General features: G+C 40.3%; 14 protein-coding genes. 3 read left to right on the plus strand and 11 right to left on the minus strand.

Translation table 11 applies throughout. The features are described 5' to 3' along the window. Positions 1–69: 69 nt before the first annotated feature. On the plus strand, positions 70–1827 hold the full coding sequence (locus AC1DRQ_RS16990; protein WP_477425821.1) for an ATP-binding response regulator: 1758 nt from the start codon (positions 70–72) through the stop codon (positions 1825–1827). A gap of 74 nt (positions 1828–1901) precedes the next feature. Here the strand turns inward: AC1DRQ_RS16990 and AC1DRQ_RS16995 are convergent, their stop codons facing one another. Next, positions 1902–3122: a PepSY-associated TM helix domain-containing protein gene (locus AC1DRQ_RS16995; protein WP_477425822.1), complete on the minus strand. Its 1221-nt coding sequence runs from the start codon at positions 3120–3122 to the stop codon at positions 1902–1904. A 70-nt stretch (positions 3123–3192) separates the two neighbouring features. Further along, on the minus strand, positions 3193–5658 hold the full coding sequence (locus tag AC1DRQ_RS17000; RefSeq protein WP_477425823.1) for a TonB-dependent siderophore receptor: 2466 nt from the start codon (positions 5656–5658) through the stop codon (positions 3193–3195). Between the two features lie 181 nt (positions 5659–5839). Between AC1DRQ_RS17000 and AC1DRQ_RS17005 the strand changes: the two genes are divergently transcribed. Next, positions 5840–7153: a polysaccharide deacetylase family protein gene (locus AC1DRQ_RS17005; protein WP_477425824.1), complete on the plus strand. Its 1314-nt coding sequence runs from the start codon at positions 5840–5842 to the stop codon at positions 7151–7153. Between the two features lie 2 nt (positions 7154–7155). Here AC1DRQ_RS17005 and AC1DRQ_RS17010 read toward each other — a convergent pair whose 3' ends face one another. From AC1DRQ_RS17010 to AC1DRQ_RS17025, 4 genes are all read right to left on the minus strand, one after another. After that, entirely contained in the window at positions 7156–7578 is a 423-nt protein-coding gene (locus AC1DRQ_RS17010; RefSeq protein WP_477425825.1) for a hypothetical protein, read from the minus strand. A gap of 124 nt (positions 7579–7702) precedes the next feature. Then, positions 7703–8116: a hypothetical protein gene (locus AC1DRQ_RS17015; RefSeq protein ID WP_477425826.1), complete on the minus strand. Its 414-nt coding sequence runs from the start codon at positions 8114–8116 to the stop codon at positions 7703–7705. A gap of 92 nt (positions 8117–8208) precedes the next feature. Next, positions 8209–8472: a hypothetical protein gene (locus AC1DRQ_RS17020; protein WP_477425827.1), complete on the minus strand. Its 264-nt coding sequence runs from the start codon at positions 8470–8472 to the stop codon at positions 8209–8211. After that, positions 8472–10340, minus strand: coding sequence for a CocE/NonD family hydrolase (locus AC1DRQ_RS17025; RefSeq protein ID WP_477425828.1), 1869 nt, complete (start codon positions 10338–10340; stop codon positions 8472–8474). The genes AC1DRQ_RS17020 and AC1DRQ_RS17025 overlap by 1 nt, the downstream gene beginning before the upstream one ends. Positions 10341–10667: 327 nt before the next feature. On the opposite strand from AC1DRQ_RS17025, the gene AC1DRQ_RS17030 reads away from it, so the two are divergent. Next, positions 10668–11888: an endo-beta-N-acetylglucosaminidase H gene (locus tag AC1DRQ_RS17030; protein WP_477425829.1), complete on the plus strand. Its 1221-nt coding sequence runs from the start codon at positions 10668–10670 to the stop codon at positions 11886–11888. Between the two features lie 94 nt (positions 11889–11982). Here AC1DRQ_RS17030 and AC1DRQ_RS17035 read toward each other — a convergent pair whose 3' ends face one another. The 5 genes from AC1DRQ_RS17035 to obgE all read right to left on the minus strand — a co-directional run bounded on the left by AC1DRQ_RS17035 (position 11983) and on the right by obgE (position 16784). Continuing rightward, positions 11983–12522: a YcxB family protein gene (locus AC1DRQ_RS17035; RefSeq protein ID WP_477425830.1), complete on the minus strand. Its 540-nt coding sequence runs from the start codon at positions 12520–12522 to the stop codon at positions 11983–11985. Positions 12523–12643: 121 nt separating this feature from the next. Next, positions 12644–13834, minus strand: coding sequence for a phosphoglycerate kinase (locus AC1DRQ_RS17040; protein ID WP_477425831.1), 1191 nt, complete (start codon positions 13832–13834; stop codon positions 12644–12646). 101 nt (positions 13835–13935) lie between these two features. Then, positions 13936–14370 (minus strand): GNAT family N-acetyltransferase, encoded by a 435-nt coding sequence (locus AC1DRQ_RS17045; RefSeq protein ID WP_477425832.1) that lies wholly within the window; start codon positions 14368–14370, stop codon positions 13936–13938. A gap of 281 nt (positions 14371–14651) precedes the next feature. Further along, entirely contained in the window at positions 14652–15650 is a 999-nt protein-coding gene (gene gap / locus AC1DRQ_RS17050; protein WP_477425833.1) for a type I glyceraldehyde-3-phosphate dehydrogenase, read from the minus strand. 126 nt (positions 15651–15776) lie between these two features. Then, on the minus strand, positions 15777–16784 hold the full coding sequence (gene obgE / locus AC1DRQ_RS17055; protein WP_429394106.1) for a GTPase ObgE: 1008 nt from the start codon (positions 16782–16784) through the stop codon (positions 15777–15779). Positions 16785–16832: the final 48 nt, after the last annotated feature.

Raw genomic sequence — 16832 nt, forward strand, 5'->3', positions numbered from 1 at the left:
CATATTAATACACAGCATTAAAGTACCTTTGTAAGTTCTTACAGAGCTGAATTAAACAGGTAAAAATTAATGAACCAAGTTACCGACAAATATCACAAATTGATCAAGGATAGCGATAAGCATCTTGACTTACTTTTTGATATGAAAGAAGTTCCTAAAAGATCTTATCAGCTTGGTTTGGCCGCATTATTTACAGGTGTCGCGATTTCCTTTTATGATTCTTTTATCGGCTTGTACGTATCCTCATTCTTAGTTGCCTGTTTTTGCTTTGCCATTTTAATGTTTATTCTGTTAAAATATAATGGGGCCATTAAAAATCTGACCATTTCTATTATATTTCTGATTTGTAGTTTATTAATTATTTCTGCCGCCATTGAGGGCTTACAATCCGAACAATTCCTGTACTTTTTTCCAATACTCATTTCAGTCCCCATTATAGTCGACCTTAAACAAAGCAAATACCGGGAATCATTTATTTATATTTCTATCATCGTAGTTTCCTTCGGCATTTGTATTTTAATTGGGCGCGGTGTTACTCCGTTACAGGATTTTACGTTATCACAAATAAACAAGCTGGCCTTTGTTAACCGGATAATTGCCATTTTTTCGACCATTATATTTGCCATAGCCTATATATTTTTCGAGAAAAAATATATTAATGAACTCATGGAACAAAGCAAACGGGTAATTGATACCCGTACCCAGTTTTTGGCTACTATGGGCCATGAACTGCGCACACCCTTAAATGGCATAATTGGGGTAATAGGTTTGCTTAAACAGGAACACACTGCATCACAGCATGAAGAGTATATACAGGTGTTAAAATACTGTTCAGAACATATGCTGCACCAGGTAAATAATATTCTTGATTTTAATAAGATAGAGGCAAACAAGCTTGAAATTCATCCGGTTGAGCTAAACCTAAAACTTCTTTTATTAAATGTAGCGACACCATTTACCGCACTTTTTAATGAAAAGGGTGTAGAGCTAAAAATGGAAATAGATCCAGAACTTGATGAATTGGTAATTGCTGATGACTTGCGTTTAGTACAGGTTTTTAATAACCTGCTATCAAACGCTTTGAAATTTACCAATAACGGATATATTAAATTAAAGGCTGAGTGTAAAAACAAAACCAAACAGTTTATTGAGGCAAGCTTTAGTGTTGAGGATACCGGGATAGGGATCAGTGAAAATGACCAGGTTAAGATATTTGAAAGTTTTTGGCAGGTTTATGATCAAAACACCAAGAATTTAAATGGAACTGGATTAGGGCTTACCATTTGTGTAAGGTTATTAAATTTAATGAATAGCAAACTTACACTTGTTAGTAAAAAAGGAGTAGGCAGCACTTTTAGTTTCAACCTTAAAATTAATTACGCCAAAAATCAGCAACAACAGCCGCTGGTCAGCAAAATTGAAACTGATAACCATTTATCGGGGGTAAGGATCTTAGTAGTTGAAGATAACCAAATCAACATGATGGTGGTCAAAAAATGTTTATTAAGTTTTAAGGCAAGCGTTACCTGTGCATACAATGGTCAGGAAGCACTGGATGAACTAAAAAAAGACCAGGCGTACCAAATTATTTTAATGGACCTTGAAATGCCTATAATAAATGGCTATACAGCTATATTTGAAATAAAAAAGCTATACCCTGAAATTCCTGTTATTGCCTTTACGGCATCGCTGGTAAATGAAAAAATGCTATCAGACCTCATAGAGAGTGGTTTTGTTGATTGTATGTCAAAGCCTTTTCAGCCTTTGCAATTATTATCAAGTATTCAAAAACAGCTTTTAAACTCTCCATTTCCGTATCAACAGTAATTTTCAAACTTCTATTCTAATATTGAAATATCCCGTAATATTTAACAGGGAAACCAATATCAACATAACAACATTTACGCGGTAACCAGCCCTTTTGATGCCGGCTTCTTTTTACGGGTACGGTTAAGCCACATCATTACACCGGTAACCGGAAAAATAAGCGACAATGAGCAAACTATAAAGCTGAGTATCTTGGTAGGCAATCCATATACCGAACCTGTATGCACCGGTTTTACCAGCGCTCTTACACGCTGACCCAGGCTTTTACCCGCAAAGGTTTGTGAACCTGCCAGTTGACCGCTATATTGATCAATATAATAAGTATCAGATGTGGTTTCAACAGCGCCTTTAGGTAATACATTTATACTGTAAGTACCCGATGAATCGCGCGGAGGGCGGACGGTATAATATTCGGCTGTTTTGATTGCTCCGGCTATGCCCCGCAATGCTCCATCAATTGTTAAAGCCGTTGCCCCGGCATTGTATACCGATTGAGGTGGCTTGGGTTGCTCTTTAACCAGTTTTGAGCCTGTAATAGCAAATAATGCCTCATTGGCCCATTTAAAGGTCATGACAAGCCCCGTTAGTACAATTATTATTAAGAACACCGAGGTATAAAATCCGGTAACTATATGCAGGTCATGCGTTAATCTTTTAGTGCTACCGTCCCATTTGATTTTGAGGCGCTGACGCATGATCTTTTTTGTTTTGGGCCACCATAGTACAACCCCGGTCATCAGTATAAACAGAAAAAGCAATGTAGATAGTGCTATTACCATATCACCAGCGCTATTCTTGCCGGCCAGCAAATACCGGTGAAACATCTCCACCGAATATAAAAACGAATCCTTACGGCTAAATTGTTCAATAACCTGGCCAGTGTATGGATTAACAAAAAGGGTAATGTTTGGCTTTTCGTCGCCTTTTGGTTTTTTGCCGCCGGCCGTGTGTTCGTTTAAGATCTTCCCCTTTTCTGTGTGCCCGGCAGTTTTACCGGCATTCTTTTTCCCACCTTTTTCAGGTACCAATACCCCTATTTCAATGCTGCGTTCAGGGTCATCATAAACCATAACCGACGAAAGCTTAGCTTTGGGCACCTGCTTTAACGCTCCTGCCACCAGTGTTGCTAAAGGCATCCGCTGGTCTCGAGGCTCTACATAATACCGTCGTGGGTAAAGTGTGTGCTGTATTTCCTTTTCAAAAACCAGCATGGTACCTGTAAAACACGAGCAAAAAATAACTATGCCGGCAACAAGGCTCAGGTAAAGGTGTATGGTACGAAAAAAGACTTTCATAGTTATTATATCTGCAAAAACCGGGTATGCAAAAACATACCCGGTTTTTTATTGATAGGTATTTAAAAAATTAAAATTTATAGGCCAGTGTAGTTAAAAACTGTCTTGGCGGTATTGGGTTAATGCTATAGTTTTCATGTACGTTGTAATTAAGCACATTGCCAATATTTGATACTTTACCAATAATGGATAGTTTTTTATAGCTATACCCTACAGATGCATCAACCGTAGTAAAGCCCGAAACGTTAACTAACCTTGATATGGTTTGTGTTTGCCCAATAGTATTGGCATTACCAGCAATACGGTTACCCAGGTAATAAACAGAAGCTCCAACTTTAAAGCCTTTAAGGTCGCCGTTATAAAAAGTGTAAAACAAGCTGGTATTTGCCGTATGCTTAGGCACGTTTAACAATGGCTGGCCGGCTATGTTACTCCCTACAGTTGTTGGAGTTTTGGTATATTTTGCATTGGTATAGCTATAACCTGCTAATACATCCAATCCTTTTATAGGGTGCCCGGCAATATCCAGTTCAACCCCATCGCTTTTGGTTTCCCCTGTTAATGTTTTGATATTGGTATTGGTATTGGCTGAACCATCTGCCAGGAACGGAGCGGTTTGTGCCAGGTTGTTGTTCAATATTCTATAGGCTGTTACATTTACAGACAGGTTTCCATTAAGGAAATCATTTTTAACGCCAAACTCATACTGATCTAACAGTGAAGGATCAAGCGGTTTGTTATTAATATCGGTACCGGTATTTACCACAAAAGAGTTGGAGTAGCTGGCAAATAAAGCGGTAGTAGTCAATGGCTTGTAAACAATACCAACTCTTGGCGAAAATGCCTTGTCTTCTTTACCAGCTGCAGGCTGTACCAATGCCGGTGTGGAGTTATAATAATTAGTAACCATTGTAGGCGATATATATTGGTACGACCAACGTAAACCGGCCAATACTTTTACTTTTTCTGACAAGCTGATCAAATCATTAAAATAAGCGCCAAAACGGTTGGTTGGTGTTAAAACGTTATAAAACGGATTCATTGTTGGCTTATCTGTACGCAGGGTGTATTTGCTAAGATCAAAAATGTTGATCTGATCATAAACCGAATTTTGAAGCGCGTTATTTTGATCAAGATAGCTTGATACTTTATTTACCGTTGCTACATAAGTATAGTTGGTGTTTTTATACCAATCGGCATCAACACCTAATAAAATATTGTGCTTAATGGCACCTGTGTTGAACTGCCCGGTTATGTTAAACTGGCCTGTATAATAATTCTCCAGTGTTTTGGCACGGTTTAAGGTACGTCCCCAATCGCCGTTAGCATCAGGCAGCACACGCTCGGTAGTTTGGTACTGACGATCATAATGCTGGTAGGAAAAACCGCCGCTCAACTGCCATAAGCTATTTATCTGGTGATTAATGGTTGCTGTAGCGGTTGTTTGTTTGGTATTACCGGTTGACCATGATGCACCCAGGTATCTGTTACGCGGCACTTTGGCAATTACATTATTAACTTGCCCGGTTCCAAAATCGGGGGTAAAATCATAGTTCAGATAATCACCTTCCACAATAATATTGGTTTTATCGCTGATCTTGTACAGGAATGACGGGTTTATATACTCCCTTTCTGATTTTACGTTATCGCGATAGCTTTTAGCATTTTCATAGGTTCCGTTTAAGCGATAAGCTAATTTAGATGATATAGGGCCGTAAACATCAAACGCGGGTTTGTACAGGTCATAACTGCCATAGGTCATGGAAACCTGGCTGCCTTGCTCAAATTTTGGTTTTTTAGTAACCAGGTTAAGTATACCGCCTGGTGCCACGTTGCCATAAAGCAGGGCAGCGCTTCCTTTTAAAACTTCAACACGCTCCAATGAACTAATCTCTGGCATTACACCTGAGTTAATCCTGAAGCCGTTTTTAAACATGTTTGTACTTGAAAAATTGTAACCACGGGCGCCAAATGTTTCTTGTGTATTGCCACGGGCGCTGTACAGGTACACACCATTAATATTTTTAGTAACGTCGCTTAAACGCAACGATTGCTGCTGATCAAGTACATCGCGACCAATTACAGTAACACTTTGGGGCAGGTCCATCGGCGCAACGTTCATTTTGCCAATGGTCAGCTTTTTGCTGTTAATGGTTTTTGTGGAGGAAACCACTACCTCATTAAGCTGAGCGGAACTTTCAGTCAGGACAAATTCTACCGATGTGGTTTGGTTGGCAATAACTTCAACCTGTTTTTCTTCACTTTTGGTACCGATGTAAGATGTTTTTAATAAATAGGTCCCCGGTTTTATTTTGTTAAAAACAAACGACCCATCACCAATGGTCATGGTACTTTTATTTAAGCCCTTGATAGCTACATTTACAAATGCCGCAGGCATGCCATCACTGGTTTTTACAAAACCAGCTATCTTACCGGTTACGCCATCGTCATCGGCTTTAAGATTTAGGGCATTAGCAAACAGGAATAAGAAAACAATGAAGAGTTTTTGAAAGGAATTATGTAAGATATTCGGCATATTATTTAGATTAAGTCCAATTAAGCGCAAAAGTAAGAACACAATCTTAATTTGCAAACATTATTTAGAATTAGTTTAAATTAACTTACCTGTCAAACTCCTTAACTATTTCGTTACAATGGAATAAAACCATTTAATCCTTAGTACATCTCATTATATTTAGCACATAAACTAAATTATTATGAAAAAGCTATTCCTCCCTGTTATAGTTACTATGCTGGCTTTAACCTCAGTTAAAGCGCAGCCAGGCAAAACCCTGGTTACGAGGTGGCAATATGACCGTAACGGCGCTGTTTCTATTACCTGGGACGATGGTTCTGTTAACCAGTTTAAGGTAGCCTTACCTATCCTGAACAAACTGGGCATCAAATCAACCTTCTTTATCATTACCGGACAAATACCGGGTTCACAATACCAAGGCAAGTTTATTGGCCGGCCGGTAAAAGATATTATTAAAGAAACAGCTACTATCCCTACCAATAAGGACAACTTTTTTGAACGTGCTTCGGCGGCGGGGTACCTGGGTTTGATAGGGACGCTTGATTACCATTACAAGGCCGGATCATTAATTGACGCGGGCAAAACCGAAGCAGCTTATAAGGCGATTGACGAATGCTACAGCAAAGTACGGAACGGAGAATTTAAACCCGGCATACAGCACAATGATGAGTACAGGGACTCACATGGTACTACCTGGACCGAGATCAAAAAATTTGCAGCCCAGGGCCATGAGTTTGCCAGCCACATGATCACCCACCCGCGCCTGGCCGCCCTTGATGAAACCAATTTGATGTACGAGGCTCAAAAAAGCCGGCTGGATATTCTGCATCATTTAGGGGTACAATATACTTTTAGTGCCGAGGGACCATTCGGAACCGAAAATGAACGCGCGGTGTCCTACTTAAGCAAAGTTTACCCGGCTCTGCGTAACCGCATGCCCGAGCCATGGCTAAAAGAAATAAGCCGGGGGAACAAAGACACACCGGGTAATACCGATAAAGAGTATGTGCAGTACCAGCGCGGGGCTACCACTAAAACGCCACTACCTATGATGAAAGCATGGGTTGATACAACCATAAGCAGAAAGGATACCTGGCTGGTGCTTACCCATCACGGTGTTGAAGGTATTGGCTGGGAAGCTTTACCCGGTCAAGAACTGGATGAGTATTTTACCTACATTAAAAACCATGAGGATAAGCTTTGGGTAGCTACCTTTGGCGATGTAACCAAGTACATGCGCGAAAGACAAAGCGCGAAAGTACAAAGCAGCTTAAGCAACGGTAAAGTAACTGTAAAAGTAAGTCACCCGCTGAACAAAGCTTTTTATACCATACCGCTCACCCTTAAAACCTATGTGCCTGCAGGCTGGAAAAAGGCAACAGCAGTACAAGGGAGCAAAAAGCAAGCGGTTAAAGTATTAACCGACAAAAATGGCACTTACGTGTTATACCAAGCCAATCCTAATATATTGCCGGTGGTTTTATCCGGGGTTTAATATTAGTCAAAAACAATAGTATCCGGTCCTGATTTTTTAGATACATGACAACCACAGCCGCCTGCAATTTTTAGGATGGCGGTTTTGGTTTGATTGGTTTCTGAATTGGTGGCAGATATTTTTACATCATCTCCATCGGTCGAAAAATCTTTGATATTACCATCTGAGGTTATTAATGTATACCCTGCAACAAAATCAATATTTGGTGGATAAAGAACCGGGGTTAAAGGCTTATTTGTGCGTAAATTAATCATGGTGACATCTTTAAGCGGCGGAACCTTGTTTTGCTGATCCTTAAACAAAATTCCGATATAAGCATACTCAGCAGTGCAGGTCTGTATCCCGCATCCATTTTTTTGTTTGTTGCTGCTGCAAGCCGAAAAGCAAGCAATTAACAATAGCAGGAGAGGCAGTTTCTTTGTCATAATCAGGGTTTTATACCATTACGACAAGAGAATTGCAAACGCTACAAAGGAAGTGTTCAATTGGTGCCGAAGTACAAGTTGCCCACGCCATTGCCCAACATATTTTCTTTAATGGGGGCTAAACCTAATCAAAAGCAAGTGTGTCCGGACCCGAAACTTTAGATATATGGCAGGCACAACCGCCTGCTAATTTTACAACAACCGATTTAGTTTGATTGGTAACGGAATCTGTAGCGGTAACTTTTACATCATCGCCTCCATTAGTAAATTCCTTCATGTTACTATCTGTTGCTATAACATGAAAACCTGCATTAGAACCAGGAATGGGTTGGGTTTCAATCTTTTTATTAGTCCTTAAATTGATGGCCGAAAAATCTTTTACAACAGCGTCTTTACCTGCTTTGTCTACAAAATGTATCCCTATCGTAACAAACATCATGGTACACATACCGGGATTGCAGGGAGCGTTCTGATGAACTTTTTTACTACATGCCGAATAAACAACTACCAGTAATAAAAACAATATTTTCTTTTTCATAGATATAGGTTTTTGTACCAAATTACGACAGAGATATTATAAATGCTACAGGAATAATTTTATTTGGCTGAATGAAAACAAATCGCTAATTTTTATGCTATTAATGCAACATGATTTTTCATATCCTTTAATATATCCAATTCATTTTCATGCTCGTATTTAAAAAGTAGCCCCACAAGACCAGCTTCGCCATTAACAGCTTCCACCGAATCTATTATTAGGATTGTTCCAACACTATTATTTTGCAGTAATAGGATCATGCCGTTATCAACTTCGCCACTTACCACATCACCAATTAGTACAAATGATTTTCTTGATCTGAGAACAAAGGTGTCTTTTATCAGAAATTCAGCCATTATTCCATCACCCTCACTTTCAAATAACTGCTATTATCTTTTGAGGTATAAACCCTGTGGGTAGCCTTTTTAAAGTCGGTATCCTTCGCTTTCATGATGTCCTGAAACTGCTGGGTATTACGGTCAATAAGCGGGAACCAGGTGCTTTGTACCTGCACCATTAAGCGGTGACCCTTTTTAAAGGTGTGCAGCACATCCTGCAGTTCAAAATTAACGGGGGTTACCTGGCCGGGCACAAATGCCTCGGGCTTATCAAAACCATTGCGAAACTTGCCACGCATGGCCTCACTTCTCACCATTTGCTGATAGCCGGACAGGTAAACTTCCTTCCCTGTCCATTTGTTATTTTTAGCCGAATCGGGGTATACATCAATTACCTTAACCACCCAGTCCGCGTCGGTGCCGGTTGTTGATACTTTCAAGTCAGCCCATATATTACCGGCAATAGTAACGTCTTTATCCAGCACATCGGTTTCGTAGGCTAACACATCAGGGCGTTGGGCGGCAAAACGCTGGTCACCGGTCATGTATTCCCGTTTCATATCCATATCAATACTGTTAATAAAAGGCACTGGTTTATTAGGGTCTGATATAAACTCATCATAACTATCGGTGGCAGCAGCAGGCGCATCAAAAGCTAATTTACCGCCGGGCAGCAGGTATAAATTCTTTTCGGCGGCCTCTTTTGGCGGCCAGGTATTGTAAGTTTTCCAGCTGTTAAGGCCGGTCTCAAATGTTGATACCGGGGCCAGGCTCAATTCTGTGCCTTTTAAGTAATGACTAAAAAAGGCGAATTCTATTTTTTCGCGATAAAACGGACCAGTAGGGCCACCAAAGTCAACATCACCTAAATGATCGCCATCACCGCGCGCCCAGCCACCATGTACCCAGGGGCCCATGGCAAAATAAACCGGCGTTTTAGGGTTTTCCTTAACCAATGTTTTGTAGGTATTTATAGCGCCATAAAGATCCTCGGCATCATACCAACCACCGGTAACCAATACAGCCGTTTTAATATCATGCAGGTGATAAAGCACATTGCGGTCTTTCCAGTGCTGGTCATAGTTGGGATGATCAAGCATCTCGTTCCACAGGCGTATGGTGTCTTTATAATATTTGTCGTTCGAGTTTTTTACAGAACCCATCTTCATAAAAAAATCATAGCCATCCTCGGTGCCGGCATCAAAACCATGACCGCGGCGCTGTGTTGGTTTATCATCCTGGCGATTGGTGARACCGGGGTAAAATCCAAAATTTGCTACCAGCATAAACGCGCCGTTGTGAAAAGCGTCATCACGGTACAGATCCGCAATGGGGGCCTGTGGCGATGCTGCAACCAGGGCCGGATGGCGGCTCAGCAATGCCGTAGTGGTGTAAAAACCGGGATATGAGATGCCCCACACTCCTACCTTACCATTGTTATTAGGCAAGTTTTTAAGCAGCCAGTTAATCGTATCGTAGGTATCTGTGCCTTCGTCAACATCGTTTTTGGTTTTGTGTACCTCTTTTTCGGGAGTCATTTCCTCATAAATACCTTCACTCATCCAGCGGCCGCGAACGTCCTGGTAAACAAAAATAAAACCATCGTGCGCAAATAATGACGATGGGCCCAAACTGCCTTTGTAAAGATCGATACCATAAGGGGCAACACTGTAGGGTGTCCTATCCATCATGATAGGGTATTTTTTCGATTGATCTTTTGGTACATATACCGAGGTAAATAACTTTTTACCATCGCGCATAGGTATCTGGTACTCGTATTTCTGATAATTGGCTTTTATATATTCGGCATCGGGAGCTTTAGGCTGGGCACACGCACTGATCACCGCTACTATCAGCAATAAATTAGCAAGTAAAATTCTTTTCATTTTGAATGTTTTATAAAGTCCTAAATGTAACTGAATAAAATAAAAGAGGCAACTGCGGCAAAAGAGATTCAGGTTAAACCAGCATTTACGATGTATGAAGATAATCTTATGATAGTTAACAATAACCTGTAACTAAGATGATTAATATTTACGTATAAGCACATGTCTAAACCTATAAAACCAAAAATACGCCCTCACTTTTTGTATAAATAAGATATTATCTCTGATGATTACCCCCCTTAAATCACCTAAACAGCTCGCCTATGGATAAAATTCAATGCTTATTTATTTAACCAAAATTTTATTAACCAAATTCAAAAAAACTTTATGAGATTACAATTTAACAAAATACCTGTTGCCATATTAGGCATAAGCCTGATGTTTACGGCCGCCTGTAAAAAAGATTTAGCCCCTGCCCCACAGGCGTCTAATGGTGCTTCATCAAAATTGGGTACCAACGCCATCGGCGTAGCCGGCCCCAAAAGCGTTTGCTATGTGGAAGTAAACAATAACGACATTCGTAATGTTGGTAATTACACCCTCTCAACCGGAGAGCAGCTTTTTGATATCGGTATTATATTTGCAGCCAACATTAATTACAACACCACCACGCAAAAAGCCGAGCTGTTTTTTAATCCGCAGGTAACTAATGTATTAAGTAATGCGGCAACTTATATACAGCCTTTGCAGGCCAAGGGTATTAAGGTAATGCTATCTATTTTAGGTAACCATCAGGGTGCAGGTATCTGCAACTTCCCTACCCAGGCAGCCGCGCAGGATTTTGCCCAGCTGTTAAGCAATGCGGTTACCACCTATGGTCTTGACGGTATTGACTTTGACGATGAATATGCCGACTATGGCAATAATGGAACAGGGCAGCCTAATACAAGCTCATTTGTTTACCTGGTAACCGCATTGCGCCAACTGATGCCTACCAAACTGATCTCCTTTTATTTTTACGGGCCGGCAGCATCAAGATTAAGCTTCAATGGTGTAACCGTTGGCTCAAAGGTTGATTACAGCTGGAATGCTATTTATGGCACTTACTCTGTACCGAATGTTCCGGGATTAGCCGCCAGTAATCTTGGCCCTGCTGCTATTGATATTCAGAGCACCAGTTCATCAACCGCTACATCACTGGCTACGCAAACTGTGAATAACGGTTACGGCATTTATCTATGCTACAACCTGCCAAATACCGATGTTCATACTTACCTGTCGGGTTTCTCTAACGCGCTTTATGGTAAGGCTACCATTTATACAGGCACTGCTCCTGCTACCGGGGTTACTTTTTATCAGAACTCAAATTATGGTGGTACAGTAACCAGTGCTATACCAAAAGGTAATTATACGCTGGCACAATTGCAGGCTTATGGCTTTGTTGATAATTGGGCATCATCGTTAAAAGTACCAACCGGATGGACGGTTACGATGTACAGCAATAATAACTTTACCGGTACCTCATGGGTTCGTACGGCAAACACGGCAAACTTTACTACTTTGTTCCCAAGCGCGAATGATGTGGTTACGTCGGTTAAAATTCAATAAAAATTAAGAAAGGGACTTTTTAGATAGATACTCTATTTAAAAAGTCCTTTTTTATAATAAATATAAGCTGATTGTTTTCCCTAATTAGCAATTTCTATTTCCAGCTCCAGTTCAATTCTCTGTTAATTACAATATTAGGGTTTTGAAATACTGTCATCAGTTCTGATATAAATGAGTCTTTATTAATTATGCTTTTGGGGATGATTAATGATTCTCCGGTTTTTACTTTGATAAAATAGTGTGTCCCAATTTCATTGATCTGCGTAACTTCACTTGTGTTAATTTTACTTTCCCCGGTTATGTCTTTAGTTTCAATAAAATCAGATTGAAAATTAACTTTGCATTCCTTTCCAAATCTATACTGCAAGTTATCTAACACGTATTTATGATAGTGCTTTTTATACTTATATCTCTGGTAAAAAGGATAAAAAATTAAGGAGATGATCCCCGCCCCTAAAAAGTAATAGGCATAAAACTCATTACTGTTAATAAAGCCTATACCCAATAATAAAAAACCCACGGAAAGTATTAACCATGATTTCCGACGATTATTTCTGGATCTTTTGTTCTTTGACGCCGTATACAACTGATAGGTCAAATAATCATTCTCGTTTAAAAGTAAAGTAACGTTCATAGATTTTATGCGATAAAGGATTAGGAAATTAATTTTTAATACTACTTAAAAACATCATATAAAAGAAAAGAGTTCAACTTTAATGGTTGAACTCTTTTCTTTTATATTGATTATCTGATATTTATTCATTAATAGCTTTTACGCCAGGCAGTTCTTTACCTTCCATATATTCCAGCAAAGCGCCACCACCGGTTGATACATAGCTTACCTCGTCGGTTAAGTTAAACTTGGCCACCGCTGCAGCAGAGTCACCACCACCTATCAGGCTGAAAGCACCTTTTTCAGTTGCTCTAACTACCGCTTCGGCAATGGCTTTGGTACCTACCAAAAATGTTTCCATTTCAAAAACTCCCATTGGGCCATTCCATAAAATGGTTTTTGATTCCTCAACTACCTTGCTGAATAAAGCCACAGTTTCCGGACCGATATCCAATCCCATCCAGCCGTCTTGAATTTGGCCTGTTTTTGCAATACCGGTTTTAGCGTCATTTGAAAAAGCGTCGGCAACAACATTGTCTACCGGCAATAAAAGTTTTACACCTTTATCTTTAGCTTTTTGCACCAGGCTGGTTGCCAGGTCAAGCTTGTCAGCCTCAACCAGTGAGTTACCTATGCTGCCGCCATCTGCTTTTGCAAAGGTATAAGCCATACCGCCGCCAATGATCAGATTATCTACCTTATCCAGCAATTTCTCTATAAGCTCTATCTTATCAGAAACCTTTGAGCCACCCATAATAGCAGTGAAAGGTTTTGCGGCACCGTTTAATATTTTTTCGGCATTGTTCAATTCGGCAGCCATCAGGTATCCAAAAACCTTATTATCAGGAAAAAATTGAGCGATCACAGCCGTTGATGCATGTGCGCGGTGAGCGGTGCCAAAGGCATCGTTCACATAAACATCACCCAGTTTTGAAAGTTTTTCGGCAAAAGCCACATCGCCTTTTTCTTCTTCTTTGTAAAAACGAAGGTTCTCTAATAAAAGCACCTCGCCTTTTTCAAGTTCTTTTGATTTTTCAACCGCTTCTACGCCAATACAATCATTAGCAAATTCAACCTGCTGACCCAACAAATCAGACAGATGAGGTATCAAATGTTTTAAAGAATATTTTTCTTCAGGGCCACCTTTTGGCCTGCCCAGATGCGACATCAGGATAACTTTACCACCATCCTTTAAAATCTTTTTTATAGTTGGCAAAGCCGCCGTCATCCGGTTATCGTCAGTAATATTATAATTCTCATCCAAAGGCACATTAAAATCAACCCTGATTAGGGCCTTTTTGCCTGCAAAACYAATTTGATCTACTGTTTTCATATAATTTATATGGGTCATTTACTGTAAGGCGCGCAAATTCAACATTTTATTCCTAATTCTTAACGAAAAAATGAAAAAGATGATTTAAAGCACTCCAAATTTCATCTTATTTTAACATACATCACGTAATGTGGCCCTATACCAGGCACTTCAAACTCGGGCGAAATGATTTCAAAACCAGCATTATGATAAAACTGTACCGCCTTTTTACGCGCATTGCACCATACATAATTGGCTTTTTGTCCCCGCAGGTAAACCAAAGCAAAATTAACCAGCTGGTTACCCAGGCCCCTGCCACGGTAGTGTTCTGTTGTTGCCATGCCACGTAACTGGTACGCCTTCCCTGCAAAGTCGCCGTAATTTTGCGGGTGGAATGATGCTACGCAAGCCAGTTCATTGTTTTGATAAAATCCTAAATGAAAAGCCCCTTCAATTTTGTCAGATGGAAAACGGCATTCATCCAAAGTAAGCCTGCCCTCACGTAATACTTCGTTGCGTATGGGTAATAAGTCGTCGACAGTTATAAACTTAACCATAAGTAAAAATTGATTGGAATATTTTACCCAAAATGAGGGTATTATTACACCCCATATGTAAAATTAACCATGCCGGTTTTTATAAAAACCGCCGTGAATTTAAAATTTAAGTACCTTTTTAGCTAATAATTAAAATATTTATAATGAGGCACATTTATTGCAAAGCATATAATAAGAAAAACTATAATACAACTACTATTACAGCGACCTTGTTGTATAAAAAGGCCGACTAAATATTATAACCTAAGCATTATCAACTAAATATCTCATAGCCCAACTGATCAGTTTTTCAGTTGGGCTATTTTTTCGACCAGATCGGCCAGGCGATTGCTGTAGCCCATTTCGTTATCATACCAACCAACCACTTTCACCAGTCCACCTACAATAGAAGTAAGCTGCGCGTCAAAAATACAACTGTGCGGGTTGTCCAATATATCGGTTGATACTATCGGATCTTCGGTATACTCCAGTACATTTTTCATTGGACCATCGGCAGCCTGTTTAAATGCAAGGTTAATTTCTTGAATAGTGGGTTGCTTTTTAAGACTGCAGGTAAAATCAGTTAATGAGCCGTTTAGCACCGGCACACGGATACCGGCACCGCCCAGCCTGCCCTCTAAATGCGGGAATATAGCAGTTATAGCTTTAGCAGCACCGGTGGTTGTAGGGATAATGGAGGCCGATGCCGCCCTTGCCCTGCGCAGGTCTTTATGTGGGGCATCATGCAGGTTTTGATCACCTGTCATGGAGTGTACGGTGGTAATATACCCATCAATAATACCCCAGTTTTCGTCGAGTATTTTAACCATGGCTGCAACATTATTAGTGGTACATGAAGCATTTGATAATACGGATGAGCGTAGGTCAATCTGCCCGTCATTAACAGCCAGCACTACAGTTGGTACATTTTTATCTGTTGATGGCGCAGAAATAATTACCTGTTTGGCCCCGGCGGTTAAATGCATTTCGGCACCTTGCCTGGAAGTAAATTTCCCTGTCGATTCGATCACCAGGTCAATATCCAGCGTTTTCCATGGCAAAGCCAGCGGATCACGTTCTGCAAGTACCTTTATTTGATGGTCATTTATAAAAAGGTTATCTGCATCAAAATTTACAGTGCCCTTAAATCCGCGGTGAACGGAATCATACTTGAATAAATGAGCAAGGGTTTGAGTATCTGTCAGGTCATTTATGGCAACAACCTGTATGTTTGGTTTATCTAAAATATTCCTTAAAAAAATGCGCCCTATACGGCCAAATCCATTTATAGCAATCTTCATTATATGTTTTTAAAAACATTCAAAGTTAATAAGATGGATGGCTAATTTATGATGCATATAATATTAGCACGGTTAATACTACGCAGGCATTACAAAACTGTAATAATACTGAATAATAATTATGTGCTAAACGATAGCGGTGTTGATCTCTTTCCAAAGCAGATCCTTTAAACCATCTAGATTTTTTTGTGCTACAGACGATATAAACACAGATGGAATGCCCTCGGGCACTTCTTTTTTCATTTCGGCCTGTAGCTCCTCATCCAGCATATCTGATTTGGTGATAGCCAGCACACGCGGTTTGTGTATCAGTTCGGGGTTGTACTCCTGTAACTCACGCAGTAATATCTGATATTCCTCTTTAATGGTACGGGTTGTATCGGCAGGTACCATAAACAATAGTACCGAATTACGCTCTATATGCCTCAAAAACCTAAATCCTAAGCCTTTTCCTTGCGAAGCTCCCTCAATAATTCCCGGAATATCTGCCATTACAAACGAGCGGTTGTTACGGTACGATACGATGCCCAGGTTGGGTACCAGGGTAGTAAATGCATAGTCGGCAATCTCGGGCTTGGCAGCCGATACAACCGAAAGCAAGGTTGATTTACCCGCATTCGGGAAACCTACCAATCCAACATCGGCCAGTATTTTCAGTTCAAGAATATTCCAGTCTTCTTTGCCATCTTCGCCAGGTTGTGCAAAGCGTGGGGTTTGCTGGGTTGCGGTTTTAAAATGCCAGTTTCCTAAACCACCGCGACCACCCGGGGTTAATATTTTTGTTTCACCATCTTTAGTTATCTCAAAAATAACTTCACCGGTCTCGGCATTTTTAACGGTGGTACCAAGCGGTACTTCCAAAATCTCGTCACGGCCGGTTTTACCACTCCTTAATGAGCTGCCTCCCGAATCACCATCACCGGCAATTACGTGTTTGCGGTATTTAAGGTGAAGCATGGTCCATAACTGGGCATTGCCTTTCACTATCACATGACCGCCACGACCGCCATCACCACCATCAGGACCACCTTTTGAGGTTAAAATATCACGGTGCAAATGTGCAGAGCCCGCCCCTCCGTGGCCTGAGCGGCAACAGATTTTCACATAATCAACAAAATTGGAACCCTGCGACATAATATTTTTTGTTTTAAACTGGTCAAAAAGTCCGAAAGTCAGTAAAGT

Source organism: Mucilaginibacter sp. P4_E8 (assembly GCF_056401495.1).